The organism is Methylomonas sp. EFPC1 (assembly GCF_016925515.1).
GTDB classification, from domain to species: Bacteria; Pseudomonadota; Gammaproteobacteria; order Methylococcales; family Methylomonadaceae; genus Methylomonas; species Methylomonas defluvii.
The window spans coordinates 1,425,608-1,450,679 of record NZ_CP070494.1; the positions used below are offsets into that span (position 1 = coordinate 1,425,608).

Annotated in this window: 28 protein-coding genes; 25 read left to right on the forward strand and 3 right to left on the reverse strand. The window is 49.8% G+C overall.

Translation table 11 applies throughout. The features are described from left to right. Nucleotides 1–89 precede the first annotated feature (89 nt). Together clpS and clpA are read left to right on the forward strand one after the other, a co-directional pair. Nucleotides 90–413 (forward strand): ATP-dependent Clp protease adapter ClpS, encoded by a 324-nt coding sequence (clpS, locus tag JWZ98_RS06750; RefSeq protein WP_020482550.1) that lies wholly within the window; start codon nucleotides 90–92, stop codon nucleotides 411–413. Nucleotides 414–422: 9 nt separating this feature from the next. After that, on the forward strand, nucleotides 423–2,699 hold the full coding sequence (clpA, locus tag JWZ98_RS06755) for an ATP-dependent Clp protease ATP-binding subunit ClpA (RefSeq protein ID WP_033157262.1): 2,277 nt from the start codon (nucleotides 423–425) through the stop codon (nucleotides 2,697–2,699). Between the two features lie 33 nt (nucleotides 2,700–2,732). Here clpA and infA read toward each other — a convergent pair whose 3' ends face one another. The 3 genes from infA to JWZ98_RS06770 form a co-directional block, all read right to left on the reverse strand. Continuing rightward, nucleotides 2,733–2,951: a translation initiation factor IF-1 gene (gene infA, locus JWZ98_RS06760; RefSeq protein WP_013819653.1), complete on the reverse strand. Its 219-nt coding sequence runs from the start codon at nucleotides 2,949–2,951 to the stop codon at nucleotides 2,733–2,735. A 102-nt stretch (nucleotides 2,952–3,053) separates the two neighbouring features. Then, nucleotides 3,054–5,168 (reverse strand): bifunctional (p)ppGpp synthetase/guanosine-3',5'-bis(diphosphate) 3'-pyrophosphohydrolase, encoded by a 2,115-nt coding sequence (locus tag JWZ98_RS06765; RefSeq protein ID WP_205453730.1) that lies wholly within the window; start codon nucleotides 5,166–5,168, stop codon nucleotides 3,054–3,056. A 365-nt stretch (nucleotides 5,169–5,533) separates the two neighbouring features. Further along, nucleotides 5,534–6,007 carry a hypothetical protein gene (locus tag JWZ98_RS06770; protein ID WP_033157264.1) on the reverse strand — a complete coding sequence of 158 codons (474 nt, stop codon included), beginning with the start codon at nucleotides 6,005–6,007 and terminating at the stop codon, nucleotides 5,534–5,536. A gap of 360 nt (nucleotides 6,008–6,367) precedes the next feature. On the opposite strand from JWZ98_RS06770, the gene JWZ98_RS06775 reads away from it, so the two are divergent. The 23 genes from JWZ98_RS06775 to JWZ98_RS06885 all read left to right on the forward strand — a co-directional run bounded on the left by JWZ98_RS06775 (nucleotide 6,368) and on the right by JWZ98_RS06885 (nucleotide 25,047). Further along, nucleotides 6,368–7,090 (forward strand): hypothetical protein, encoded by a 723-nt coding sequence (locus JWZ98_RS06775; protein ID WP_205453731.1) that lies wholly within the window; start codon nucleotides 6,368–6,370, stop codon nucleotides 7,088–7,090. A 28-nt stretch (nucleotides 7,091–7,118) separates the two neighbouring features. Beyond that, nucleotides 7,119–8,411, forward strand: a complete 1,293-nt coding sequence (locus tag JWZ98_RS06780) for a cobyrinate a,c-diamide synthase (RefSeq protein WP_240348245.1) — start codon at nucleotides 7,119–7,121, stop codon at nucleotides 8,409–8,411. A gap of 88 nt (nucleotides 8,412–8,499) precedes the next feature. Continuing rightward, nucleotides 8,500–9,552: a recombinase RecA gene (recA, locus tag JWZ98_RS06785; protein ID WP_033157268.1), complete on the forward strand. Its 1,053-nt coding sequence runs from the start codon at nucleotides 8,500–8,502 to the stop codon at nucleotides 9,550–9,552. Further along, a complete protein-coding gene (locus tag JWZ98_RS06790) occupies nucleotides 9,515–10,015 on the forward strand; it encodes a regulatory protein RecX (RefSeq protein WP_205453732.1) in 501 nt (166 codons plus the stop codon). Before recA ends, JWZ98_RS06790 begins: the two co-directional genes overlap by 38 nt. A 29-nt stretch (nucleotides 10,016–10,044) precedes the next feature. Further along, the gene (locus JWZ98_RS06795; protein ID WP_205453733.1) at nucleotides 10,045–10,482 is read left to right on the forward strand and encodes a hypothetical protein; all 438 of its coding nucleotides are present in this window, start codon (nucleotides 10,045–10,047) and stop codon (nucleotides 10,480–10,482) included. A 60-nt stretch (nucleotides 10,483–10,542) separates the two neighbouring features. Next, nucleotides 10,543–10,854, forward strand: a complete 312-nt coding sequence (locus JWZ98_RS06800; RefSeq protein WP_205453734.1) for a nucleotidyltransferase domain-containing protein — start codon at nucleotides 10,543–10,545, stop codon at nucleotides 10,852–10,854. Further along, nucleotides 10,844–11,182: a HepT-like ribonuclease domain-containing protein gene (locus JWZ98_RS06805; RefSeq protein WP_205453735.1), complete on the forward strand. Its 339-nt coding sequence runs from the start codon at nucleotides 10,844–10,846 to the stop codon at nucleotides 11,180–11,182. Before JWZ98_RS06800 ends, JWZ98_RS06805 begins: the two co-directional genes overlap by 11 nt. An 83-nt stretch (nucleotides 11,183–11,265) precedes the next feature. After that, a complete protein-coding gene (gene alaS, locus JWZ98_RS06810) occupies nucleotides 11,266–13,875 on the forward strand; it encodes an alanine--tRNA ligase (protein WP_205453736.1) in 2,610 nt (869 codons plus the stop codon). Between the two features lie 52 nt (nucleotides 13,876–13,927). Beyond that, complete coding sequence (locus JWZ98_RS06815; RefSeq protein WP_205453737.1) at nucleotides 13,928–14,119, forward strand: type II toxin-antitoxin system HicB family antitoxin; 192 nt, start codon at nucleotides 13,928–13,930, stop codon at nucleotides 14,117–14,119. Further along, entirely contained in the window at nucleotides 14,119–14,298 is a 180-nt protein-coding gene (locus tag JWZ98_RS06820) for a type II toxin-antitoxin system HicA family toxin (protein WP_205453738.1), read from the forward strand. The genes JWZ98_RS06815 and JWZ98_RS06820 overlap by 1 nt, the downstream gene beginning before the upstream one ends. Nucleotides 14,299–14,685: 387 nt before the next feature. Next, entirely contained in the window at nucleotides 14,686–15,207 is a 522-nt protein-coding gene (locus JWZ98_RS06825) for a hypothetical protein (protein WP_205453739.1), read from the forward strand. A 65-nt stretch (nucleotides 15,208–15,272) separates the two neighbouring features. Next, nucleotides 15,273–16,220: an IS1595 family transposase gene (locus JWZ98_RS06830; RefSeq protein ID WP_205453740.1), complete on the forward strand. Its 948-nt coding sequence runs from the start codon at nucleotides 15,273–15,275 to the stop codon at nucleotides 16,218–16,220. Beyond that, complete coding sequence (locus JWZ98_RS06835) at nucleotides 16,213–16,524, forward strand: hypothetical protein (protein WP_205453741.1); 312 nt, start codon at nucleotides 16,213–16,215, stop codon at nucleotides 16,522–16,524. Before JWZ98_RS06830 ends, JWZ98_RS06835 begins: the two co-directional genes overlap by 8 nt. Before the next feature lie 7 nt (nucleotides 16,525–16,531). Continuing rightward, nucleotides 16,532–17,401 carry an AIPR family protein gene (locus JWZ98_RS06840; RefSeq protein ID WP_205453742.1) on the forward strand — a complete coding sequence of 290 codons (870 nt, stop codon included), beginning with the start codon at nucleotides 16,532–16,534 and terminating at the stop codon, nucleotides 17,399–17,401. A gap of 377 nt (nucleotides 17,402–17,778) precedes the next feature. Beyond that, a complete protein-coding gene (locus JWZ98_RS06845) occupies nucleotides 17,779–17,997 on the forward strand; it encodes a hypothetical protein (protein ID WP_205453743.1) in 219 nt (72 codons plus the stop codon). Beyond that, on the forward strand, nucleotides 17,994–18,416 hold the full coding sequence (locus JWZ98_RS06850; RefSeq protein ID WP_205453744.1) for a PIN domain-containing protein: 423 nt from the start codon (nucleotides 17,994–17,996) through the stop codon (nucleotides 18,414–18,416). The genes JWZ98_RS06845 and JWZ98_RS06850 overlap by 4 nt, the downstream gene beginning before the upstream one ends. A gap of 176 nt (nucleotides 18,417–18,592) precedes the next feature. Next, nucleotides 18,593–19,813: an aspartate kinase gene (locus JWZ98_RS06855; RefSeq protein ID WP_205453745.1), complete on the forward strand. Its 1,221-nt coding sequence runs from the start codon at nucleotides 18,593–18,595 to the stop codon at nucleotides 19,811–19,813. Nucleotides 19,814–20,091: 278 nt separating this feature from the next. Beyond that, entirely contained in the window at nucleotides 20,092–20,301 is a 210-nt protein-coding gene (locus JWZ98_RS06860; protein WP_064009365.1) for a hypothetical protein, read from the forward strand. A 177-nt stretch (nucleotides 20,302–20,478) separates the two neighbouring features. Then, entirely contained in the window at nucleotides 20,479–20,664 is a 186-nt protein-coding gene (locus JWZ98_RS06865; protein WP_033157280.1) for a heavy metal translocating P-type ATPase metal-binding domain-containing protein, read from the forward strand. A gap of 63 nt (nucleotides 20,665–20,727) precedes the next feature. Beyond that, nucleotides 20,728–20,979, forward strand: coding sequence for a hypothetical protein (locus JWZ98_RS06870; RefSeq protein ID WP_225587427.1), 252 nt, complete (start codon nucleotides 20,728–20,730; stop codon nucleotides 20,977–20,979). A 90-nt stretch (nucleotides 20,980–21,069) separates the two neighbouring features. Next, nucleotides 21,070–21,684 (forward strand): hypothetical protein, encoded by a 615-nt coding sequence (locus tag JWZ98_RS06875; protein WP_101051521.1) that lies wholly within the window; start codon nucleotides 21,070–21,072, stop codon nucleotides 21,682–21,684. Nucleotides 21,685–21,753: 69 nt separating this feature from the next. Beyond that, the gene (locus JWZ98_RS06880; RefSeq protein WP_205453746.1) at nucleotides 21,754–24,204 is read left to right on the forward strand and encodes a heavy metal translocating P-type ATPase; all 2,451 of its coding nucleotides are present in this window, start codon (nucleotides 21,754–21,756) and stop codon (nucleotides 24,202–24,204) included. After that, nucleotides 24,205–25,047 carry a sulfite exporter TauE/SafE family protein gene (locus JWZ98_RS06885; RefSeq protein ID WP_026601371.1) on the forward strand — a complete coding sequence of 281 codons (843 nt, stop codon included), beginning with the start codon at nucleotides 24,205–24,207 and terminating at the stop codon, nucleotides 25,045–25,047. The last annotated feature ends 25 nt before the right edge of the window (nucleotides 25,048–25,072 follow it).

Below are 25,072 nucleotides of genomic sequence, written 5' to 3' on the forward strand. Positions count from 1 at the left end.
CTAGAAATGTTTTTTATGTGCCTAAAGATTGAAATTTAATGTTTAAGACGCTATTTTTAAGACCACAATGATTCACAGCACCAAAGATTATGTCAGATTTTGAACCCTTGAAAGATGGTGACGGTAACACCGCGCTGCAAGAAGCCAAACCGCAGCTGAAAAGACCGCCACTGTATAAGGTTATGTTGCTTAATGACGACTTTACGCCGATGGATTTTGTCGTCGAGATATTGACTGATTTTTTTAACATGAGCCAAGAGAAAGCAACGCAGGTGATGTTGCAAGTGCATACACAGGGTGTCGGGGTTTGCGGTACCTATACCAAAGACGTAGCTGAAACCAAAGTACATATTGTTAATGAATATTCCCGTGAGCACCATCACCCGCTGATGTGCACGATGGAAGAGGCGTGAGGGCTAACCATGCTAAGTAAAGAACTTGAAGTGACATTGAATGCTGCTTTTACCGGAGCTCATGCCAAAAGACACGAATTCATCACGGTCGAGCATTTATTGCTAGCCTTGTTGGACAATGTCACGACGATACCGATTTTGATCGCTTGCGGCTGCAATGTTAATGCACTGCGGGCCGAACTAACCCGGTTTATAGATGAAACCATTTCCTTGATTCCGGAAGGCATACAGCGCGAAACGCAACCCACTTTGGGTTTCCAGCGCGTTTTACAGCGCGCCGTATTTCATGTCCAGGCTTCCGACAAAAAAGAAGTCACCGGCGCGAACTTATTTGTCGCCTTGTTCAGTGAGCAGGATTCGCACGCGGTTTATCTGTTGAACAAACAAGACATTACCCGTTTGGATGTGGTCAATTATCTGGCGCACGGGGTTTCCAAAATCGAGCAGTTCAGAAAAGAAAATAACGAAGAGCCGGAATCCGAGCGCGGCAGCAATGAAGCTTTGTCCAGCCCATTGGAAAAATACGCAACCAACTTGAACGAAGAAGCCCTGAAAGGCAACATCGATCCTTTAATCGGCCGCGAGCTGGAAGTGGAAAGAACCATTCAGGTGCTTTGCCGCCGCCGCAAAAATAATCCGCTATTGGTAGGGGAGGCTGGTGTCGGTAAAACCGCTATAGCCGAAGGTTTGGCGAAACGAATTGTTGAAGAACAAGTGCCGGATATTTTGTTGAATAGTGTGATTTATTCGCTAGATATGGGCGCACTGGTGGCCGGTACCAAGTATCGCGGTGACTTTGAAAAACGACTCAAGGCTTTAATTAGCCAACTAAAAAAAGAACCGGACTCGATTTTATTTATTGACGAAATTCATACCATTATTGGTGCGGGTTCCGCTTCCGGTGGGGTGATGGATGCCTCTAACTTGATCAAACCGGTGTTGGCATCCGGACAATTGCGTTGTATTGGGTCCACTACTTATCAAGAATATCGGGGTATTTTCGAAAAAGACCACGCTCTGGCGCGGCGCTTCCAGAAAATCGATGTGATAGAGCCATCAATAGAAGATACTGTATTAATCTTGAAGGGCTTGAAGTCGCGCTTTGAAGAGCATCATGGCCTGAAATACACCCAAGAAGCATTGCGACTGGCGGTGGAATTATCAGCGCGTTATATCACAGACAGACATTTGCCCGACAAAGCCATTGATGTGATCGACGAAGCCGGGGCCAGGCAGCGGTTGTTTGCCGGTATTGATCGCAAGGATCTGATCGATACTGCCGAGATAGAAGAAATCGTCGCCAAAATTGCCAGGGTTCCGGCACAATCGGTATCGTCAAACGACATTGATAAATTGTCGAGCTTGGAAAAAAACCTGAAGATGCTGGTGTTTGGCCAAGACGAAGCCATTTCAGAGCTGGCGTCGGCAATTAAGCTATCGCGAGCGGGTTTGCGCGATACCACTAAAACGATCGGTTCGTTCCTGTTTGCCGGTCCTACTGGTGTCGGTAAAACCGAAGTGACTCGGCAGCTAGCCAAAGTATTGGGCATAGAGTTGATTCGCTTCGATATGTCTGAGTACATGGAGCGGCATACTGTATCACGCTTGATCGGCGCGCCTCCGGGGTATGTCGGGTTCGATCAGGGCGGATTGCTGACCGAAGCGGTGACCAAACATCCCCATGCCGTGTTGTTGCTGGATGAGCTGGAAAAAGCGCACCCGGATGTGTTCAACCTGTTACTACAGGTGATGGATCACGGCACATTGACCGACAACAACGGTCGCAAAGCGGATTTTAGAAATATCATTTTGATCATGACGACCAATGCCGGCGCGGAAGAAAGCAGCCGGGCATCTATCGGCTTTACCCAGCAAAATCATGCTTCCGATAGTATGAAAGTGATCGAGCGAGGGTTTTCGCCGGAATTTAGAAATCGTCTGGACGCAATTGTGCAATTCAAACCGCTGGATTTGGCGGTGGTGGGCAGTGTGGTCGATAAGTTTATTTTCGAGCTGGAAGCCATATTGGCGGACAAAAATGTCACATTGACTTTAGAGCCTGCGGCGAGAGCGTGGCTGGCCGAACACGGTTGCGATCCAAAAATGGGTGCGCGGCCAATGGCGCGATTGATTCAGGAAAAGATCAAAAAACCGCTGGCAGAAGATTTATTGTTCGGTCGTTTAGCGAATGGCGGTCACGTGCGAGTGCATGTCGAGAACGATGCGTTGGCTTTTGCCATCGAGAGCAAACAACTAATCGTTTCGGAATTGAATCAAGTCGTATAAAGCGAGGGAAGCAATCGCTTTCCCGGGGGAGGGTTAGCGATTGCGGAAAGTAATGCGGCCTTTGGTCAAGTCGTAAGGTGTCATTTCTACGCGGACTTTATCGCCAGTCAGGATGCGGATGTAGTGTTTGCGCATTTTGCCGGAGATGTGGGCTGTAACGATGTGACCATTTTCCAATTCGACGCGAAACATAGTGTTGGGCAGGGTATCGATAACCTTGCCATCCATTTCAATCTGATCTTCTTTTGCCATAGTCAAAGCTCTAAATTTAAAACGCCTATGTTAGCATGAATCCTCTGCCGAGCCGCTAAAAAAGTCTCCCGGATAGTTGAATTAGTGCTGATACAGGGCGCATCAGACTTTCCTTCTCACTTCAATAATATTTGGCAAATGGCCGATACGTGCCAGCACCAAACTAAGTTGCTCGGTATTTTCGATTTGAATTGTCATATTCAGAATCGCGGACAAATCGTCGTGGGTCTTCAACGAGGCGTTGCTGATATGCACTTTCCCGGCGGCTAATACCTGAGAAACGTCGTTCAGCAAATTTTGCGCGTTAAAGGCATGAATCAAAATTGGTACGCTGTGATGTACAGTTTGTTGACCACTCCAATCGGCTTTCAACAATTGCAATTGCTGCTCGGGCGACAGATGCCGAATATTCTCGCAGTCGCGGCGATGAATAGTGATACCGCGTTTATGCGAGATAAAGCCGATAATTTCGTCACCCTTTACCGGCGAGCAGCAATGGGCCAGCGTGGTCACTACATTATCAATGTCATCGATAGTAATCGCTGATTGCGTAGAGGATTTGCTGGGCACCAATTTGATCGGTGTTGGTTCCAATTCCGGAATTTTCAACGCGCCGGCCAATTGCCGGTTGTTGATGTCGCCGTGGCCTAGCGCTTCATAAAAATGTTCTGTATCCGCGAATTTAAAATGCCTTAACAATTCGTTGATATCGACGGTTTTCAAGCCTAGTCGCTTGCTTTCCTTATCCAGCAGCAATTTGCCGGCCGCAATATTTTCGGCTTGCTGTTGTTGTTTGAACCAGCTTTTTACCTTGCTGATGGCTCGCGGGGTTTTTAGGTAACCGAGGTTGGGATTTAGCCAGTTGTGATTGGGCTGACCATTCTTGACCGTGATGATTTCCACTTGCTCCCCAGAGCACAGCTTGTAAGTTAAGGGCTTGATCTGGCCATTAACTTTGGCGCCGCGGCAACTGTGACCCACCTCGGTATGGATCGCATAAGCAAAATCCAGTGGCGTAGCGCCCTTGACCAGGTCGATCAATTTGCCGGCAGGGGTCAGCACGAATACCCGGTCGGAGAACAGCTCGGTATGAAAGTTTTCCAGCAAGCCGTCAGTGTTATCTTTGTCTTCCAGCAGTTGTCGGAGCGAGGCGATGTTCTTCTCGGTGGCGGCGTTGAACTTGCTGCCCTCTTTATAACGCCAGTGCGCTGCCACACCCAGCTCTGCAAAGTCGTGCATGGCTTTGGTACGGATTTGAATTTCGATACGGTTGCCGTCTTCATCCAAAACTACGGTATGCAGGGACTGATAGCCGTTTTCCTTAGGGTTGGCGATGTAATCGTCGAATTCCCGCGGAATATGCTGCCAATGGCTGTGCGCCAAGCCTAGCACCATGTAGCAGGCCGACAAACTGTCCACCACCACGCGCACTGCCAATAAGTCGTACAGTTCGTTTATCGCCAGTTGCTTGCGGCGCATCTTGTTCCAGATGCTATAGATATGCTTGGGCCTACCGTAGACCTTGGCCTGTATGCCTTCCTGGTTTAGGCGGTCTTGAAGTGCCGCTAAAAACCGCTCAATAAAGGCTTGGCGTTGTTCCCGATTGACAGCCAATGAGTCGGTGACAAAGCGGTAATGCTCAGGATCGGCATAACGAAACGCCAGGTCTTCCAATTCCCATTTGAATTGATTAATACCCAGGCGATTGGCGAGTGGCGCATAAATATCCAGGGTTTCCCTGGCAATAAAGCGGCGGATATTGTCTTGCTCGTGCTGTAGTCCGCGCAGCCGTTGGATACGGAAAGCCAATTTAATCAGCACCGCCCGCACGTCATGGGTCATTGCCAGCAGCATGCGTCGCAATATCTCGGCTTGATTGGGCTGGTTTGCCATGTCGGTACTGTAAATGCTGACATTATTCAACCAGCTCACGTCTTTAACCAAGTCGGCGACTACCGGTCCGAATTGCTCGCGTATTGTCGAGTCGATGAGTTTCCCGGCAACACGTGAATCGCTGAGCAGCGCCGCCAGAATAGTTTCCAGATCGATATGCACACTCATTAAAATCGAGGCGACATCGACGCCTTTGGGGCGGAGAGTGTCCTTGCAGTTTGCCGAAAGTTGCTCGACCAGCTTCAGCGCTTGGCTTATCTGTAAGCTATCGGCGTCTGAAAACCCGGGAAACAGTTTGCTGACGGAAGAATTATTTTGAGTCATACCAATATTGTAAGACTAGCGAGGTGGGGCGGAAAATAGGGAATTTCCTGAAACTTGGGGTTCGAATCCAGGCGTCAGAGTAAACGGCTAGCGACGCGCTTTACCCGTCCTCGCTCCCTTAGTGTCTATACGGGCAAAGCTATTGGGCAAAATTCAGGACATTCTCAAGCAATAAGAAAACCACTCAAGTATGGCCGGATTTATTAAACCGGCCCTCAATAAAGTCACTCACGCTTATGCTAAGGCCGAGTTTTCAAGATGGATTCCCGCTTACGCGGGAATGACGGAGCAGGGACATTTAAGTGTCCGATTAACAGGCAGGAAATTCTGAGATTCTTAGCATTAAGTGCCTGGGGAGACAGTCATTAATAAGCATCTTTATCCGTGATTTTGCCCTTGTCGTTGACCGCCACCTTCCATTTGCTGCCACCCACCTCAATAAACAATTCGTATTCTTCGCCCACGCCGTTCGGATTAATCACCAATTCCGCCTTATGCAGCTTATAGCCGGGGAAGTTATCGGCCAGCACTTTGGTCACGTCAGGTGATATTTCTAGACCGTTGTCCAGCAGGATTTCGTTCGCAAACAACGCGCCGTCGGTTCTAAATAACTCATGCTTCAATTCGTCTTCCGTATCCTTAAAGCTGACTTCCAGTAGCTGTTGACCAAAGTGGGTTTCCTGAGTCGCTTTCAGGTCCTGCGCTTGCGGGTGTCGTTTCAAAATATTGGCCCTGACTTTATCCGGGATTGCCACGCTAGCGGAATCTTGGGCTTGAGCGGTTGATAAGCTGCTGTAAAAGGTGGTAGCGGCAAGTAAGGAAAGTAATAAAGTACGCATATGTTCTCCTGCTGTGTTGGATCCCCCAATGACTTAAAGCGCTGGGGATGGTTTCATCGTTGTTTTTGCGGTATTAGCAAAAGGTGGACGTTGGAAAAATTCATTCAAAACCAGAACGTGCTGTTCTGAGAGCTTGAAGCACTCTTGGCGCTTAACCATGGTCGATTATCCGATAAAAATAAAAATCGCCGGTAGGATTTTTCCGCGAACTTGGCATAGATCAATATTTACATATCGATTATTCTAAAAGCAGTTTGATGCCATTGAGCCGCTGGGGAGCCGATTTGGCTTGTCAGAAGCTTCCGCAGCACCAGTCTAGCGCCATGGATCGTGCCCACTTTGCCTTTTTCTTAATTGCCTATGCCGAAGCAATATCGCCGTTTTCGAGATATTTCCACCAGTGAGAAAATATTAAACACCGTGTTCCTGTTGACCATAGGTCTCGGCTATTTGATGGCCCTCGTGAATTTGTATTACACCCATCAGGGCCGCGATGGTAAGCGCGGTCTGTCGATAGACGACATTGTCATCATGTACCACGGTTCGACCACTCAATCTAGGCTTGGCGCGGCAGTCAACGGCATCATGGAGCCGAATCTGAAATACAAAAGCGATAAGGAAGTGATCTTGAAATGGATTCAGGATGGCGCGGAGCAACCGGCTTACGAGCAACAGATCGCGCCGATTTTGAACCGCGATTGCATCCACTGTCATAACCCGGCCGCCAACCCGAGCCTGCCCAATCTGACGCATTACGAAGGTGTCGCGGAAGTGGCGCATAAAGGCGGGGCGTCGACGCCGGCGCTGGTCAGGGTGTCGCATATTCATTTATTCGGCATTGCCTTCATCCTGTTTTTCATTGGCAAAATTTTTCTGCTCTGCGATATGAATATCTACGTCAAGCGGGTGGCGCTGGTGATTCCGTTTTTTGCAATGCTATTGGACGTGGTGTCCTGGTTTGTCACCAAGCATATTTCCGAATTTGCCTATGTGGTAGTGCTTAGCGGTGCGTTGATGGGCTTATCGATGGGCGTCCAAATATTAATGAGTGTTTATCAAATGTGGTTTTACCGAAAGGACTGATGTTTTGACTGTTTCTCCCGTTTCATCCATGACGACCAACCCGCGCAGTTGTCCGGCCATGTTAATCAGCGCCCCGGCTTCCGGGCAAGGCAAAACCACCGTCACCGCCGCGCTGGCTTACTATCATAGACAGCAAGGCCGTCGGGTTCGGGTATTCAAGACCGGCCCGGATTTCATCGATCCGCAGATTTTGGCTTACGCCAGCGGCCAGCCGGTTTATCAACTGGATTTATGGATGATGGGCGAGGCGCATTGTCGCGAATTGCTGTACCGCGCCGCCGGCGAAGCCGATCTGATCTTGATTGAAGGCGTGATGGGTTTATTCGATGGCGACAGCAGTAGTGCTGATCTGGCCCAAGCTTTGGCGGTGCCGGTGGCTGCGGTGATCGACGCCCAGGGCATGGCGCAAACCTTTGCCGCGGTCGCATTCGGTTTGGCGAACTATCGGCCGGATTTGGCGTTCGCGGGCGTGATCGCCAATAAAGTCGGTAGCGCGGGTCACGCCAGGATGCTGCGAGAAGCCTTGCCAGCCGGCATGCCCTTGTTGGCGGCGATGAGTCGAGACGAGGCAGTCGGCTTACCTTCCCGGCATTTGGGGTTGCTGCAGGCCTACGAAATCGGTGATCTGGATACCCGGTTGGCGCGGGCCGCGGAATTATTGAATAGCTTTACGCCCTGTGTGTTACCCGAGCCAGTCGCCTTTGCCGCCGTTTCCACCGATCCGCCGCCACGCTTGTTGCAGGGTAAACGCATCGCGGTGGCGCGAGATGCGGCGTTTTCATTTATCTATCAAGCCAACCTGAATTGTCTGCAAGCGATGGGGGCCGAACTGGTATTTTTCTCGCCACTGGCTGATAGTGCCTTGCCAGAGGCCGATAGCGTTTACTTGCCGGGCGGCTACCCGGAACTGCATCTGCAAGCTTTAGCCGACAACTTGGCGATGAAGCAGGCTTTAACCGCGCATCATCAAGCCGGCAAAGCCATCTATGCCGAATGCGGCGGCTTCTTGTATTTGCTGGATAGTCTGGCGGACAAAGAAGGCCAGCGAGCGGCGATGGTGGGCTTGTTACCTGGCAGCGCAGTCATGCAAACCCGTTTGGTCAATTTGGGCATGCATAGCCTGCAACTGGCGCAGGGCGAGATTCGCGGTCACAGCTTTCATTTTTCCAAGCTGGAAACCACGCTGGAGCCGTGTGCTATCTCCACGGCGCAACGTAGCTTTGGCCACGGCGAAGGATTTTTTCGTAGTGGCTCGCTGCAAGCCTCTTACCTGCACTTGTATTTTCCTTTCAACCCGCAACTTGCTGCCGGTTTTTTCTAGGCTTTGCAGAACGATTAAAACTGTTTCACAGCCAGGGTCTATGGGATAATGCGCGGCTTTCACCGGCCAGACAACAGCAGGTACCAAAATGGACGAAAACAAGAAAAAGGCGCTGGGCGCCGCGTTGATGCAGATCGAAAAACAATTCGGCAAGGGCTCCGTGATGCGGATGGGCGATGTCGCCGCCAGCCGCGACATCGAAGTCGTATCGACCGGCTCGCTGTCCTTGGATATTGCGCTGGGTGTCGGCGGTTTGCCGCGCGGCCGGATTATCGAAATTTACGGACCGGAGTCGTCCGGTAAAACCACCTTGACGCTGCAAACCATCGCCCAGATGCAAAAGTTGGGCGGCACGGCGGCATTCGTCGATGCCGAACACGCGCTGGATCCGATCTATGCGCAAAAGATCGGCGTCAATATCGACGATTTGTTGGTTTCGCAGCCGGATACCGGCGAACAAGCCCTGGAGATTACCGATATGCTGGTGCGCTCCGGCGCGGTCGACATCGTGGTGGTCGACTCGGTGGCCGCTTTAACACCCAAGGCCGAAATCGAAGGCGATATGGGCGACTCGCACATGGGTTTGCAAGCGCGCTTGATGTCGCAAGCCTTGCGCAAACTGACCGCCAATATCAAACGCTCGAACACCTTGGTGATTTTCATCAACCAGTTGCGGATGAAAATTGGGGTGATGTTTGGCAACCCGGAAACCACTACCGGCGGTAATGCGCTGAAGTTTTATGCCTCGGTGCGTCTGGATATTCGCCGCATCGGCGCGATCAAGAAAGGCGACGAGGTGATCGGTAACGAGACCCGCGTCAAAGTGGTCAAAAACAAAGTGGCGCCGCCGTTCAAGCAAGCCGATTTCGAAATTCTGTATGGCGAAGGCGTGTCCTTCTTCGGCGAACTGGTGGATTTAGGTGTGGAATTTGGCTTCGTCCAAAAGTCCGGTTCCTGGTATGCCTACAACAACGAGAAAATTGGCCAGGGCAAGGATAACGCCAAGCAGTTTTTGCGCGATAACCCGGACAAAGCGGCAGAACTGGAAAAGGCCATCCGCGAAAAAGCCTTTGCCAAATTAGCGAGCGCGCCGGCGGCAGTCAGTGAAGACGACGACGCCGAGTTTGTCGACGGCGATTGAGCGCCGCCAACAGATCGAAGCCATTTGCCTGAGGTTGTTGGCCCGGCGCGAACATAGCCGCCGGGAACTGCTGGATAAACTGGCCTTGCGCGGTTTTGACCGCGACGAAGTTGAACCGGTTATCGATGGGATGGCCGAGCAGAACTGGCAAAACGATGCACGCTATGCCGAAGCCTATGTCCGACAACGTATCCAGAATGGCTATGGTCCGATGCGAATTCGCTATGAACTGCAACAACGCGGTATCAACGACGCCGATCTGGATGCGCAAGCCGAGGAGCAGGGCGGCTGGCAAAATGTGCTGCTGGATGTGTATTCGCGTAAATACGACGACGACAAATCGCTGACTCAAAACGAATGGTTGAAGCGCAGTCGCTTCCTGCAACAACGGGGTTTTAGCGGCGAGATGATTAAGCGCTTGTTTGTGGAGTTGAAAATTAAATTGAATAGAGCTGGTTATTGATGTGACATCCGTTACTTAGGGCATTAAGTATGATTAGAATTTTTTTAATCTTCAGTTTACTTGGGCCTTTTATTGGCTATTGGGTTTTTGGCTTTTTGATGAATTCACTTACGAAATTTAATTCTTCGTTTGTTGGTGATATTTTTACGTATTTATTCCAAACTATCGTCATTCCTGAGTTATTTGGATTATATGCTGGAGGAATTCCAGCGTGTGTCGCGGGATTTTTGTATTGGTTGTATCTCAAGAAGCAGACAACAGCAAATCTACCCATTTATAAGAGATTTTTTATAGGATCTCTAGTAGGCATGTTTTCAATGAATATTTACTTAGCGGCTATGGAATCACAGCAAATATTCAAATTTTCGCCAATTGTTTGCGCTGGGATAATTGCAGCAGCCGTGTGCGCTTGCCTTGTGACACAGAATATTTATGAAATTGCATTTCCAGCTCGTAGCTCCGAATAGCGAAGTGTATTCGGAGAAATAGTTGATAAAGTTCAAGCAAATCGAAGCTAACAGCTATTCATGCATCCTCTGATTCAGCAAAATAAATCTGCAATCGCCGACCTATGCAGGCGCTATCGGGTTAAGCGTCTGGAGATCTTTGGCTCGGCCGCACGGGCTACCGACTTCGATTTGGAACACAGCGATGCGGACTTTTTAGTCGAATTTGCCGAGGACGGTCAGGCGTCTTCGTTGCAGGTATTTTTTGCCCTACGGCAAGAACTGGAGAACCTAATTGGGCGGCATGTGGATTTAGCGGAGGCTGCGGCATTGCAAAACCCTTATTTGCTAGCCAGCATAGAACAAAGTCGCGAATTGGTTTATGCAGCGTGATCCTCGAGTCTTTCTGTGGGACGCTCATTTCGCTGCTGAAGCGATTCTGGAATTTGTTGCCGATAAAACTGTTACGGATTACAGATCAGACCGTTTATTACGCTCTGCTGTGGAGCGCCAATTTGAGATTATTGGCGAAGCTTTAAACCAGTTATGCAAAATAGAACCTGCTTGGGCCGAACGCATTCCGGATTTGCCGCAAATTGTGGCTTTTCGCAATCTATTGATTCACGGATATGCGTCGGTTAACGATTTAACGGTTTGGAATACCATCGAATCATCTTTGCCAGCATTGCATGAAACGCTGGCGAATTTGTTAAACGATTGAAAGTCCTATAGATGAGCTCTTATCATCAGCATATGCAACGTAAATTTACTTTCTGAAGAATCAAATCAACCGAAGTAACCACAATGAAAAAAATGACCAGCGCCGAATTGCGGGCCGCCTTTTTGGAATTCTTTCGCCAACACGGCCATGCCGTGCGTCCCTCCAGTTCGCTGGTGCCGGGCAACGATCCCACCCTGTTGTTTACCAATGCTGGGATGGTGCAGTTCAAGGATGTATTTCTGGGGCGGGAAAAGCTTGACTTCACCCGCGCTGCCACCAGTCAACGCTGCGTGCGGGCCGGCGGCAAGCATAACGATTTGGAAAACGTCGGTTATACCGCGCGCCATCACACCTTTTTCGAGATGCTCGGTAATTTCAGTTTCGGCGATTATTTCAAGCGCGATGCCATTCATTTTGCTTGGGATTTTTTGACTAAGGAGTTGGGCATTCCCAAGGAAAAACTTTGGGTAACGGTGTTTGATGAGGATTCCGAAGCCGAAGCAATCTGGCTGGAAGACGTCAAACACGATCCGAAACGCTTCTCGCGCATCGGCGCCAAGGACAATTTCTGGTCGATGGGCGATGTCGGTCCGTGTGGTCCTTGCACCGAAATTTTCTACGATCACGGCGAACACGTGGCCGGCGGCCCTCCCGGCAGTCCGGACGAAGACGGTGATCGCTACATCGAAATCTGGAACTTGGTGTTCATGCAATACGACCGGGACAAGGACGGCAACCTGACGCCGCTGCCGGCGCCATCGGTCGATACCGGCATGGGCCTGGAGCGGATTTCGGCGGTAATGCAAGGCGTGCACAGCAACTACGAAATCGATCTGTTCCAAAACCTGTTAAAAGTCGCCGCGCAACTGGCAGGCACCACCGACTTGGCGAATAGCTCCTTGCGGGTCATCGCCGATCACATCCGCTCCTGCGCTTTCATGGTCGCTGACGGTGTGTTGCCGTCGAATGAAGGTCGCGGTTACGTGTTGCGCCGAATTATCCGTCGGGCGATTCGTCACGGTTACCGCTTGGGTATTCAGGATACCTTCTTCTACAAACTGGTCGCGCCGCTAGTGGCGGAAATGGGGGATGCTTATCCAGAACTAGCGAATGCCCAGGCACAAGTCGAGCGGATACTGAAAAAAGAAGAAGAACGTTTTGCGGAAACCCTCGAACAGGGCATGAAAATTTTGGAAGCCTGCGTCGCCAAAATGGACGGCCATGTCATCCCCGGCGATGTGGTGTTCTTGTTGTACGACACCTACGGCTTCCCGGTGGATTTGACCGCCGACTTTGCCCGCGAACATAAGCTCAGCGTCGATCACGCCGGTTTCGAAGTGGAAATGGCGGCGCAGCGTGATCGAGCGCGGGCTGGCGGTAGTTTCGCCGCTGATTACGATCAAGACATCAAACACGACAGCAGCACCGAGTTTACCGGTTATTTTCATCTGGACGGCTCGGTGCAGATTCTGGGCTTATTCAAGCAAGGCCAGCCGGTCGAAGCTTTGGAAGCCGGCGACGAAGGTGTGGTGATTTTGGATCAAACCCCGTTCTATGCCGAGTCCGGCGGCCAAGTGGGCGATACCGGCCGAATCGAATGCGGCGATGCGCTGTTCGAGGTTCATGATACCCAGAAGCAGGGCGGTAAATTGTTCTTGCACAAAGGTAAAGTGTTGCGCGGCACGCTCAGCGAAGGCCAAGCCTGTGAAGTCAGCGTCGACGCCGAAATCCGCAAAGCGACCGAACGCAATCACTCGGCGACTCACTTATTGCACGCCGCGCTGCGAGCGACCTTGGGCGAGCATGTTCAGCAAAAAGGTTCGCAGGTCAATTCCGAGCGCTTGCGTTTCGACTTTTCGCATTTCGAACCGATGACGCCAGCGGAAATTGCCACCGTCGAACGCTTGGTCAACGAACAGATTCGTTTAAACAACGCGGTCGCCGCCGAAATCATGGCCAAGGACGATGCGGTGAAAGCCGGCGCGATGGCCTTGTTCGGCGAGAAATACGGCGACGAAGTGCGGGTATTGACGATGGGCGAGTTTTCCACCGAGCTTTGCGGCGGCACGCACGTGCAACGTACCGGCGACATCGGCTTGTTCAAAATCATCGGCGAAACCGGCGTCGCGGCCGGCGTCAGACGTCTGGAAGCTGTGACCGGTCAAGGCGCCTTGGATTGGATCGACCAGCGCGAAAAAGCCCTGCTCAGCATCGCCGGTTTGCTGAAAGCCGCACCGGACAAAGCCGCCGACAAAGTCCATCAGCTGATGGAAAAAACTCGCGGCCTGGAAAAAGAGCTGGAAAAACTCAAAGCCAAACTAGCTAGCTCGGCTGGCGATGAAATGACCAGCCAAGCGGTCGATGTCAACGGCGTGAAAGTGCTGGCCGTAAAACTCGACGATGTCGATCCGAAAGCCTTGCGCGATTTGGCCGATCAACTGAAAAACAAGCTCGGCAGCGCCGCATTGGTTTTGGCGGCGGTTAGCGGCGATAAAGTCAGTCTGATCGCCAGCGTATCCAAAGATGCTATGGACAAGGTCAAAGCCGGCGAACTGGTCAATTTCGTCGCTACCCAAGTCGGCGGCAAAGGCGGTGGCCGGCCGGATATGGCGCAGGCAGGCGGCAACGATCCTGCGGGATTGCCTGCGGCGTTGGCGGCAGTGCCGGATTGGGTGAGGGATCGGCTGAGTTAATCGTTACGGTGGTGGTTATCGTCTACCGTAAAGCTTTTGTTGGGAGATGACAATGAAAACGGTTGAATATACTTGCTGGAAAGACGGCGATTTCTACTTGGGTTTTCTGAATGAATATCCCGATTATTTGACGCAAGGCGAATCCAAGCAAGAATTGCAGGAAAACTTGTTGGATTTGTTTAAGGACTTTGAAACGCAGGAGATTCCTTTTATTCGTAAAGTGGAGACTTTGCAGGTCGCCTGATGAAAAGACGGGATTTGCTAAAAATTCTTGAAGAAATGGGTTGTCGATTATCTAGGAACGGTGGCAACCACGATTGGTATACCAACGAAGAAACGCGGCAATCTCAGGCTGTGCCGAGGCATAATGAAATTAACGATTATTTGGCCAAAACGATTATCAAGAAATTGAGTGGTAAATAGGCTATTGGTTTGGTTGTGTCGCTATGGCGACGGATTATTTTAACGTCGGTTCTCGGACCGACAACCGAGATACTTTCGCTACGAAAACCATCCCTGGTTTTCGCCCTGCGGGCCAGCCTATCGGCTGTTCAAATTCGTTCCAGACGAATTTGTGCTTGTCCAAAGAAAAGTATCCAAAAGAAAAGATACCCGGACGCCGCTTATTCCCTGCGCTCCTCGCTTTTGCCGGGGGGGTGACGAAAGGGGCTTCCTGCCCCTTCGTCAACGCGATGCATCCCTGCATCGCCCCTTCGGGCTATTCCCGCCAATAGCTCCGGTGCTCGGCGCGGCAAACGGGAAGGCTCACTCCCACAGATTTTTTGTTTGATCGACTTTTTTGAGATACCAATGGCAAACTTGCTAGATTGGAATACTTTAGAACATAAAGTAAAAGCCTACATCGATGTAGAAAATGGTATAGATACAGAGCAAAAGGCGTTTCCGATCCTCATGGTTGCGAGTCTACTCAATGTATCGGATGAAGAAGCGGAAGACTCCATTACGGATGGCTCAAAGGATAGAGGTGTTGATGCTATATTTATAGATGATAGAGATGGTCGGAACGCTATTCATGTTTTTCAATTTAAATACGTAAATACTTACGAAAATACGAAAAAAAATTTTCCTAGCGGTGAGATAGATAAATTAGTTTCGTTTTTTGATGATGTCTTGGATTTAAATAAGTCATTAGAACAATCATGCAATCCGATTTTATGGAATAAAGTTAAAGAAATTTGGGCTGCCCTTGATAAAAAAAATCCAAGCATAGAAGTACATTTCTGCGGCAATACCAATATAATGGAACCCGGAGAAATGGCGAGAGCTGACGCAGCCCTCTGTAAGTTCAAATACTTTCCTGATTACCCATAAACCTCAGCAACTTTGAGGCCTCCTGCAAGTCCAATGAAAGCCCTAACCTGACTGGAGATCGTGCCATGAAAAAGAACCCGGTCCAATTTCAAAAAGGCTTCAGTTTGATGGATTTCCTGAAGCGCTACAGTACCGAGAGCCAATGCGCCGAAGGCCTATTTCAGGCGCGATGGCCCTCGGGTTTTCAATGTCCACGTTGTGGTGGCGGTCGTTATAGCGTGGTAAAGCTCCGTCATCTCTATCAATGTACGACCTGTCATCATCAAACGTCGCTGACTAGCGGGACACTGTTTGAACACACCAAACTGCCGCTGACGGTGTGGTTTCTGGCAATCCACTTGCTGACACAAGCCAAATCGGCCGTGTCGGCTTTGGCCTTGATGCGTCAAATCGGCGTGAGCTACAACACCGCCTGGAGTCTCAAGCACAAGATCATGCAAGCCATGAAAGAACGGGATGACCGCAGACCGTTGATCGGCATCATTCAACTGGATGACGTCTATTGGGGTGGTGAACATCGCGGCGGAAAGCGCGGGCGAGGCTCGGAAAACAAGACGCCGTTTGTGGCGGCGGTGGCACTGAACGAAGCGCATCATCCCATCGCTATGAACTTGAACGTCGTCAAAGGCTTTCGTTCCAGCGAAATCAAACGCTGGGCCGGTAAACATCTTGAGCCGGGTAGCCTGGTTTACTCGGACGGTCTGGCCTGTTTTTCCGCCGTGCTTGATCGGGGTTGCCACCATTACAGCATTGTGACCGGCGGCGGACCGGACAGCGTGACTAAAGAAGAGTTCGCGTGGGTCAACACCATGATCGGTAATGTGAAGCGCTCGATTAACGGTACGTACCATGCCATCAATCCCAAACACTTGCCACGTTATCTAGCCGAGTTTTGTTATCGCTTTAATCGCCGGTTCGATCTGCAAGCCATGATGCCCAGGTTTCTCGTCGCGGCCGCCAATACTCCGCCCATGCCTGCGCGTTTGCTCAAATTGGCTGAGGCTTATGGGTAATCAGGAATACTTTAATGTCAATCATCATAGTCTTGACACAATTGTTGAGCTCTTTATTGATAAAAAAACAACAAGAATAAATGACCAAATTCAAATTGTTGATAAAGATTATTTTGATAGGACTGATGGGAGTATTCGTGGTTTAATTTGTACAGTAGAGGCTTCTGAAATTGTTAGGGTTATTGCTGATCCTGACGAACCAGGTTCAGTCCGCAAAGAAATATTTAACGATAATGTAAGGGTTTATTTAACCAGAACCAATAAAATTAATCGAAAAAATAATAGAAACAGCTATATCGGATGATAATCCATTGTTTTGGTATCTAAACAACGGAATAACAATAACCTGTGATTCATTTTCTTATCCAAAAGGTAAACGAGCGCCAATAGTAGAACTGCAAAACATTCAGATAGTTAATGGTGGCCAAACTTCTAATGCGTTATTCGAAGCAAGTAAGATGGCCCCAGAAAAAATTGAAGATGTTCTTGTTCTTCTTAGAATTATAGAAACAAAGTCTCAGCCGGTTAGTCTAGCAATCGCTGAATCAACAAATAGCCAAACACCTATCAAAAGCAGGGATTTGCGATCAAATGATGATATTCAGAAAAAGCTCGAAGAAGCGTTTGAGGGCATGGAGCTTTTTTATGAAAGAAAACTCAATCAACATAGTGATAAACCACGAAATTTGAGAATCGATGCATTGTCTTCGGGGCAAGCGCATTTGGCGTATAGCCTAGAATTACCGGAAGTCGCCAAAAAAGACAGGGGAAGAATATTTTCAGATTTGTATGATCAGGTATTCACTGATGATCTGCTTGCTGACGAGCTTTTCTGTGCATTAAAAGTATTAAATGTTATTGAAGCCAAGAAGAAGGCATTACAGACCAGCATAAGAAGTCAATCACAATTTGATAAAAGTAATTTGTATTTAATAGATGGTGCATATCATGTGCTTTTTGCTGTAGGCCAATTAAGTGATTGCCGTCAAATTGATAGGCTAGACTTCGATCATGCAAAAGATATTGTTCCTGATGCTATTCGATATGTAGGTGATGTTGTCGAGACTGAGCAAAATAAAGATGAATCTTTTTCATTTAATCGATTTTTCAAAGATGCAAAGACAAAAACTAAAATTGCATCATATATTCAAAATTCGGAAGATACCGTTAAACATAATTAATAATGTTAGCAGTGTAGCTTTTGCTCATTCTCAAACTTTGGCTTAGGGAGCAGCAGACGAGCAACAAATTTATCGAATACTAGGATTTTGAGACGGTTCCGTCCCGTATGCCGCGCCGAGCACCGGAGCTTTTGGCGGGATTAGCTCGATAGGGGCGATGCAGGGATGCATCGCGTTGACGAAGGGGCAGGAAGCCCCTTTCGGCAACCCCCGTCGAAAGCGAGGAGCGCAGGGAACAAGCGGCGTCCGGGTGTCTTTTCTTTTGGATACTTTTCTTTGGACAAGCAAAGAAAAGTATCTCGGCTGTCGGTCCGAGAACCGACATTAAAATAATCCGTCGCGATAGCGACACATTATTTAATTCAGAGGCCCTAACCATGTTGACTTACCAAACCACAGACAAAACAGTCAATTTAAGTTTCTCCAAAGAGTTTCTATCGGCCCATGAATTAACAAGATTGATCGAAATGCTGCGAGTTAAAGAGCTGATTTCCAAAAGCCAAATGACAGATGATGATGCAAGCTTGCTTGATAATGAACTGAAAGAAAATTGGTGGCAGGAGAATCAAGAAAGGTTTCTGGCAAAAATTAAATGAAACCGGTGATTGTCGACACCAATATCGTGTTTTCGGCATTGGTGAATAAAAACTCCAAAATAGCCACATTATTGTTGCGCTCGGAGCAGCCTTTATTGATGCCAAAATATGGGTTTGTCGAACTGTTCAAATACAAGGAAAAAATCTGTGCGGTCAGCAAACACTCCGAAGATGAAGTCCTAGAGCTGCTTTATGAATTGATCCGACATATTGATTTCTTTGACGAAAATAGTATCTCGGCCGAAGCTTTACAAAAAGCATGGGCATTGGTGAAAGATGTGGACGCTAAGGATTTGTTGTTTGTTGCGCTGACCATTGAAATGGGCGGCTTGTTATGGACGGGCGACAAGCAGTTGCGAATGGGGCTTGACGCACTCGGCTTTGACGCGTTCTTTTTACCAACCGATGACGGCGGATAATTTTGCATCGGATAAATAGGTATCTCGCGTTAAAATTGGCCGTTATGTTAGCGACATCAAACAATAAATTGTCAAGTAAGCAAGATCTTAATGAAGAGATCGCATTCGATTTTCCTCACCCCAACCCTCTCCAGCACGGTGAGGGAGTAATAAAAGCCTAGAAGGTCAATAAAAACATGGCATTGTACGTCTATAAATTTGGCGGCACTTCCGTTGGTACGGTGGAACGTATCAAGGCGGTCGCCGAGAAAGTAAAAAAAGCCCGCGATGCGGGCGAGCAGATTGTGGTGGTGGTGTCCGCGATGAGCGGCGAAACCAATCGCCTCGTGGCCTTGGCGAAAGAGTTGCAGCCGCAGCCGACCGACCGGGAGTTGGACGTGTTGCTGTCCACCGGCGAGCAAGTCACCATCGCTTTGCTATCGATGGCCTTGCATCAGCTGGGTTGCGAGGCGCGATCCTATACCGGCGCGCAAGTGCGGATACTTACCGATAGCGCGCATACCAAGGCGCGGATTCGGGAAATCGACGAAGCTAATATGCGTGCCGACTTGGACGCTGGTCGAGTGGTGGTGGTGGCCGGATTCCAGGGCGTGGACGAGCACGGCAACATCACGACCTTGGGTCGCGGCGGCTCGGATACCACTGGCGTAGCTTTGGCGGCGGCCTTGAAAGCAGACGAATGCCATATCTATACCGACGTGGACGGCGTGTATACGACCGACCCGCGCGTGGTGCCAAAAGCTCGCCGATTGGATCGCATTACTTTTGAAGAAATGCTGGAAATGGCCAGCCTAGGTTCCAAAGTCTTGCAAATTCGCTCGGTCGAATTCGCCGGCAAATACAACGTCAAATTGCGCGTGTTGTCTTCGTTTATGGAAGGCAACGGCACCCTAATTACCTATGAGGAATCAGAAATGGAAAGAGCGTTAATTTCAGGCATCGCGTTTAACCGGGACGAGGCCAAGCTGACCTTGACCGGCGTGCCTGATCTGCCGGGCGTGGCGTCGAAAATCCTGGGACCGATCGCCGCCGAGAATATTGAAGTGGATATGATTGTGCAGAACATTTCCGCACATGGCACGACCGATTTCACCTTTACGGTGAATCGCAACGACTTTGCCCGCGCACAGAAAGTGTTGGAAGGTTTGCGCGCCGACCTGGGCGGCAATACCACGGTGATTGGCGATAACAGTATCGTCAAAGTGTCGATTGTCGGCGTTGGTATGCGCTCGCATGCCGGTATTGCCAGCACGATGTTTAAAGTGCTGGCCGACGAGGGTATCAATATCCAAATGATCTCGACATCCGAAATCAAGATTTCCGTGGTGGTTGACGAGAAGTACCTGGAGCTGGCGGTGCGTGCGTTACACAAAGCGTTTGGTCTGGATCAGGAGTAGTTCCGGCACTCTAATGTTTGCTCGTTGCGGGCGCTAGAGAGTCAATAAATCCCCAGTTTTTTGTATCGTATTCAGATACAAGGCTGGGGATTTTTTTTGAATGCCTTTTGCAAAAACTATGTTAAATAACTTAAAAATAACGAGGCATTTCCCTTGTTTTTTCTGGTTTTTTATAAGGCATTTACTTTTAGTCAATATAATCAAACGATTATATTTTGGCATTCTTTATGCTGTTTAGCTCCGGTGGATTTTAAATTTATTCTGCGTGAGGTATCTAAATGGCTCAAGAATTAATCGTTGTAAATCAAGAAGTCGTGGCACAGCAAATCAATACAGCCGGCTTGATGTTGGGGGCAGGTTTGGCGGTGGCCTCGATGATTTTGGTGCCAGCTTTGGCGATGCGCCTTGGTTTGAGCGCGAGTTTGACTGGCGCACTGAGAATTGCTTTGATGAAGGCATCCAGCCGAGCGGCGCACGGCAAACGATGATCGCAGTCGCTACCTCAGCGGATGTATTGATTGGTCAGCTTCAGAGTGATCGATCATTTCCTGCTTGCGCTGGCCTTGTCTGCGCTTGATTGTGTTTTGCTCGTGCCGTGTTTACCAAGGTTATTTAGGCGCTATAATCCGCACATGTGCACAGGTAATAAGTGAGTTCGTGTAACAATGGATGATAATAAGAAAAGCTGCGATCTTTGCGGGCTAGCTGTTGAAGTGGAAGGGTTTAGATTAAAAACCCTGCAAGGCGACAAGCGCTTTTGTTGCGAGGGCTGCAAGGGAATCTATCAAATGTTGCACGAGGCACAGGTTTTACCTGAAGACGCCGACGATTCAACCCAGCCCCAGTCTTAACCAGCAACGAGGACGCATATGGCACATGTTCACAACCCAAAGAAGAGCTCGAACGATTCATCCATGACTAAGCAGGTGGTGGCTGGTACACTAGCCACTGCAACTGTAAACACTGGAGGAAAATTGATGACTAAATTAGCGAAACACCCTCTGTTGGTGTTCGGTGCAGGCATGGTGGCGGGCTATTTTGTGTACAAATACAGAAAGGAAATTATTTCCAGCGCCACAAAAACGATTGATGCCGGCAAGGATTTTGTATTGCATCAAAAAGAAAACCTCGAAGACATCGTTGCCGAAGCGAAAGAAGGCAATTAATCCCGTTCGATTCTTGGACATTTGGCTGTAACTTGAAACGGGTGGTCGTTGCCATGGCAGGACCGCCCGTTTTACTTTTCCCTGTTGACTATGGCTATCCAAAAAGAATTTGTACTACGTTACCGCCATGACGGTCATGTGCGTTTTCAGGTGCCCGCGCAAGCTTGTCAACCGACTGCGGCGAACTTAATCAGCACCAAGCTTGCCGCAATTAATGGCGTCCAATCAGTGAACCTTTATCGCGGGCAGGGTAAATTATCAATCCGATACGATGGGGCTGTCTGTGGCTTTACCAGTTTGGCGGCACAGCTGTTTCAAATTCTTGCCGAACTGGAACAGCAAGGTTATTTCGACAGTAAGCCGCTAGCGGAGAAGGCTAAAAAGTCTGTTCTCGGCATTAAAAAGCGCTTGAAAGGCACCCGGATTGGTGGCTGGTTCAGTGATAAATATCAAGCCGGCAAGGAAACGGTACAGGCGGCCAAAATTATCGGCAAAGTCAGTACCAAAGGCCCGAAAGCCCTGTTTAAAGATCCCGAAAAAGCCACGATAGATTTTTTGAACGATGTGCTGGTCTTGTATTTGATCAAAACCCACTGGACCCGCATCACGCAGGAGTGGCTGGTCAAACCCATCGTGCATCGTTACGAGTGGATGGCGGTGTTTTATATGTTTTTCTTATTAGTACGTTCGCGCCGGCCCAAGTAGAGATTGTCAACGCCCATCCTATGATTTCCATAGGATGGGCTCGCTAGTCCATCAAATCCTCAGTCGCCCATGGAAACCGATACTCTAAATTACGCGCATTTTTCCGTTCGACATCAGCTAAAAAATCGGATTCGGATCATTACGCCGGTGTTGCTTAACGACCCGGAGCGTGGCTATATCCTGGAAATCCTGCTGAAAAAGCGCCCGGAAATTAAAAGTGTGCGCTCGGTGTTTGAAATTGGTTCGGTAGTCATCGAATTCGATTCTAATCGTCTGCCGGCGAAAAATTTGCTGATTATGTTGGACGCGGTGTTGGGCAATATCGCGTTAAAGCAGACTGAGTTAAAAAAAGACAAGAAAAAAGCCTTCGACGGGCCGTTGCAAGAAGTTGATTTGGCCGTGCAAGGCATGAGTTGCGCGTCCTGCGCGTTGTTGATCGAAATGGTGTTAAACCGCGACGAACGGGTTAAAAAAGCCGGCGTCAATTTTGCCACTGAAACCGTTACGGTGCAGGGCCAGATTAGCAAAGCCGAGGTGATCGATAAAATCGAAAAACTGGGATATAGCGCCATGCCCATCGATACGCTGTCGCAGCGGAAGAAGCTTATCGAAAAGGAGTTGCAACGAATTGACGTGGCCCGGCGTCGATTTGTATGGGCAGGGCTGTTAACCACACCCGTGGTGACGATAGCCATGATGATGGGCGGCCGAACCTGGATGCATTGGTTGCAGTTTGCGCTGACCACGCAAGTCGTATTCGGCACCGGTAGCCAGTTTTTCAGCAAGGCGTATCGGCTGGCCAAACAACGCGCGGCCAACATGGATAGCTTGATCGCGCTGGGCGTGGGTTCCGCTTACGGCTACAGTATTCCGTCCCTGTTCAGGCGGCGCGGGCATGTGTATTTCGAAGCAGCCGCAGCCATCATCACTTTTGTGCTGCTGGGGCGTTATCTGGAGGAGCGGGCCAGAGGCAAAGCCGGGGAAGCGATCCGGAAATTGGTGGATTTGCAACCGCAAACCGCGACTTTACTGGCAGATGACGGCAGCGAGCGCAGCATCGATGTAGACGAAATTAAGATCGACGATGTGATGCTGGTCAGGCCGGGTGAAAAAATTCCCACCGACGGCGTGGTGGTATCCGGTCTTTCTACGGTTGATGAGGCAATGATCACCGGCGAAAGCATGCCGGTGGTGAAAAGTGTCGGTCACTCCGTGATCGGCGGTTGTGTCAACGGCAATGGCGTATTGCATATCAAGGCCACGGCGATAGGCATGGACACCGTGCTGGCCGGCATTGTGCATATGGTCGATCAAGCCCAGGCGGCCAAGCTGCCGATTCAAAAGCAGGTCGATAAAATCTCGGCGGTGTTTGTGCCGGCGGTGATGGCGATTTCCGGTGCAACGCTGGTAGGGTGGCTGCTGGCTGGCGCCCCATTTGCGTTTGCTTTCGGCAATGCCATCACCGTTTTGTTGATTGCTTGTCCTTGCGCGTTGGGTCTGGCGACGCCGGCGGCCATCATGGTCGGCACCGGCCAGGCCGCCAAGCAGGGTGTGTATATCCGCAACGGCGAAAGTCTGGAAATAGCCAGTAAACTGAACGCCATTGTTTTCGATAAGACCGGCACCATCACCGAGGGCAAACCCCGGGTAAGCAAGGTCTATAAATTATCTCGTCTGGCTGAAAACAAGGTAATCATGTTGGCGGCATCCGCCGAAAACAACTCCGAGCATTTTCTCGGCAAAGCCGTGGTGGCCTATGCCCGCGACGCGGGTGTCGAGTTACAGGATTGCGCCTATTTTTATAGCGAAACCGGTCACGGTATTCGCGCCGAGGTGGACGGTTATAAATTATTGCTGGGCAACCGGGCTTGGCTGGAGAATCAGCAAGTTGACGTGAGTCGATTAGTGGAGCAGGCCGATAATTTTGCTGATCAAGGGCAAACTCCAGTTTATATGGCGATCAACGGCAAGGAAGCGGCCATATTTGCGATTGCCGACAATCCGCGCCCGGAAGCCGCAGCCGCAATTGCGCGGCTGCACGACTTGGGTATTAAAACCATGATGGTCACTGGTGACACTGAAAGAACCGCTTATTGCATCGCGGATACGGTCGGCATAGTTGATGTGGTCGCTAATGCCAAGCCCGAGCAAAAGCTGCAAATCATTCGCCAGTTGCAGGATGAAGGGCACAACGTCGGCATGATAGGCGATGGCATCAATGATGCGCCGGCGCTGGCGGCGGCCAATGTTGGCTTTGCAGTTGGCAGCGGTACGGACATTGCCATCGAATCAGCGGATCTGACGCTGGTGCAAGGTGATATAGGCAAGGTCACCGCCACTATCGAACTTAGCGCATTTACCATCCGCGTTATCAAACAAAATCTATTCTGGGCGTTCGGTTACAACACCATAGCGATTCCGGTGGCGGCGTTGGGCAAGCTCAATCCGATGATCGCGTCAGCGGCGATGGCCTTGAGCTCGGTGTCTGTCATCGTCAATTCACTTCGATTGAACAAATAAATGGAACACAATATGGAAGGTATGGATCATGCCATGCACGGCATGACCGAAATGGCTGCGGCCACGGGATTCGATTACTCCCTGGCGTTCGTTGCCGGATTCTTGGGTAGTGGGCACTGCCTGGGGATGTGTGGGGCGCTAGTATCCGGTTACTTCATGCGGGCAGGGAAAAGCCGCAGTTATCTACCTTATATTGCCTATCAAGCCGCTCGCATTTCCGTGTATACCCTGATCGGCGTATTGGCTGCTTCTTTGGGCGTGGTGCTGGTATCCAGCGGCTTGTTCGGCAAGATCCAAAGTATCTTGCAAATGTTGATGGGCGCGGTGGTCATTGTGCTGGCGCTGGGTGTATTGGGCTGGATACCTTGGCAGGGCTCGATACGCTTGATTCCCATGCAAGTGTTGCGCAAAGGCTATGCTGCGGCGAATCAAAAAGGGCCGCTACTAGGTTCGGTTATCGCGGGTCTCTTGAATGGTTTGATGCCCTGTATGTTGACGTTTGCGATGGCTGTGAAAGCCACCACTGCTGCTACCTTGCTTGAGGGGGGCGCTTTGATGTTGGCATTTGGCGCAGGGACTTTACCGATGATGCTGTTTATCAGCGTCGCCTTCGGCAAAATGAGTGTGAAATTACGCGGTTTAATGTTGAAAGCGGCGGCGTTCATCATGCTGCTGATGGGGGCCAATACCATTAACAACGGTTTGAGTTTTTACCAAGATCAAAACTTCAACCACAGTCATTTTCTGGTGTTTGTGCAGGATAAACTTGATGAATTAATTGTGTTTCTGCACGAAACCCTCAATTACATCGGCAGCATGCTGAGTAGTATTCAAGGTGTGTGATTGCCATTCGGCGAGTTGACCGAAC

What these genes read in the sequence shown, in the direction of transcription:
- clpS (WP_020482550.1), top strand. Translation starts at nt 90, where the DNA reads ATGTCAGATTTTGAACCCTTGAAAGATGGTGACGGTAACACCGCGCTG.
- clpA (WP_033157262.1), top strand. Translation starts at nt 423, where the DNA reads ATGCTAAGTAAAGAACTTGAAGTGACATTGAATGCTGCTTTTACCGGA.
- infA (WP_013819653.1), bottom strand. Translation starts at nt 2,951, where the DNA reads ATGGCAAAAGAAGATCAGATTGAAATGGATGGCAAGGTTATCGATACC.
- JWZ98_RS06765 (WP_205453730.1), bottom strand. Translation starts at nt 5,168, where the DNA reads ATGACTCAAAATAATTCTTCCGTCAGCAAACTGTTTCCCGGGTTTTCA.
- JWZ98_RS06770 (WP_033157264.1), bottom strand. Translation starts at nt 6,007, where the DNA reads ATGCGTACTTTATTACTTTCCTTACTTGCCGCTACCACCTTTTACAGC.
- JWZ98_RS06775 (WP_205453731.1), top strand. Translation starts at nt 6,368, where the DNA reads ATGCCGAAGCAATATCGCCGTTTTCGAGATATTTCCACCAGTGAGAAA.
- JWZ98_RS06780 (WP_240348245.1), top strand. Translation starts at nt 7,119, where the DNA reads ATGACGACCAACCCGCGCAGTTGTCCGGCCATGTTAATCAGCGCCCCG.
- recA (WP_033157268.1), top strand. Translation starts at nt 8,500, where the DNA reads ATGGACGAAAACAAGAAAAAGGCGCTGGGCGCCGCGTTGATGCAGATC.
- JWZ98_RS06795 (WP_205453733.1), top strand. Translation starts at nt 10,045, where the DNA reads ATGATTAGAATTTTTTTAATCTTCAGTTTACTTGGGCCTTTTATTGGC.
- JWZ98_RS06800 (WP_205453734.1), top strand. Translation starts at nt 10,543, where the DNA reads ATGCATCCTCTGATTCAGCAAAATAAATCTGCAATCGCCGACCTATGC.
- JWZ98_RS06805 (WP_205453735.1), top strand. Translation starts at nt 10,844, where the DNA reads ATGCAGCGTGATCCTCGAGTCTTTCTGTGGGACGCTCATTTCGCTGCT.
- alaS (WP_205453736.1), top strand. Translation starts at nt 11,266, where the DNA reads ATGAAAAAAATGACCAGCGCCGAATTGCGGGCCGCCTTTTTGGAATTC.
- JWZ98_RS06815 (WP_205453737.1), top strand. Translation starts at nt 13,928, where the DNA reads ATGAAAACGGTTGAATATACTTGCTGGAAAGACGGCGATTTCTACTTG.
- JWZ98_RS06820 (WP_205453738.1), top strand. Translation starts at nt 14,119, where the DNA reads ATGAAAAGACGGGATTTGCTAAAAATTCTTGAAGAAATGGGTTGTCGA.
- JWZ98_RS06825 (WP_205453739.1), top strand. Translation starts at nt 14,686, where the DNA reads ATGGCAAACTTGCTAGATTGGAATACTTTAGAACATAAAGTAAAAGCC.
- JWZ98_RS06830 (WP_205453740.1), top strand. Translation starts at nt 15,273, where the DNA reads ATGAAAAAGAACCCGGTCCAATTTCAAAAAGGCTTCAGTTTGATGGAT.
- JWZ98_RS06835 (WP_205453741.1), top strand. Translation starts at nt 16,213, where the DNA reads ATGGGTAATCAGGAATACTTTAATGTCAATCATCATAGTCTTGACACA.
- JWZ98_RS06845 (WP_205453743.1), top strand. Translation starts at nt 17,779, where the DNA reads ATGTTGACTTACCAAACCACAGACAAAACAGTCAATTTAAGTTTCTCC.
- JWZ98_RS06850 (WP_205453744.1), top strand. Translation starts at nt 17,994, where the DNA reads ATGAAACCGGTGATTGTCGACACCAATATCGTGTTTTCGGCATTGGTG.
- JWZ98_RS06855 (WP_205453745.1), top strand. Translation starts at nt 18,593, where the DNA reads ATGGCATTGTACGTCTATAAATTTGGCGGCACTTCCGTTGGTACGGTG.
- JWZ98_RS06860 (WP_064009365.1), top strand. Translation starts at nt 20,092, where the DNA reads ATGGCTCAAGAATTAATCGTTGTAAATCAAGAAGTCGTGGCACAGCAA.
- JWZ98_RS06865 (WP_033157280.1), top strand. Translation starts at nt 20,479, where the DNA reads ATGGATGATAATAAGAAAAGCTGCGATCTTTGCGGGCTAGCTGTTGAA.
- JWZ98_RS06870 (WP_225587427.1), top strand. Translation starts at nt 20,728, where the DNA reads ATGACTAAGCAGGTGGTGGCTGGTACACTAGCCACTGCAACTGTAAAC.
- JWZ98_RS06875 (WP_101051521.1), top strand. Translation starts at nt 21,070, where the DNA reads ATGGCTATCCAAAAAGAATTTGTACTACGTTACCGCCATGACGGTCAT.
- JWZ98_RS06880 (WP_205453746.1), top strand. Translation starts at nt 21,754, where the DNA reads ATGGAAACCGATACTCTAAATTACGCGCATTTTTCCGTTCGACATCAG.
- JWZ98_RS06885 (WP_026601371.1), top strand. Translation starts at nt 24,205, where the DNA reads ATGGAACACAATATGGAAGGTATGGATCATGCCATGCACGGCATGACC.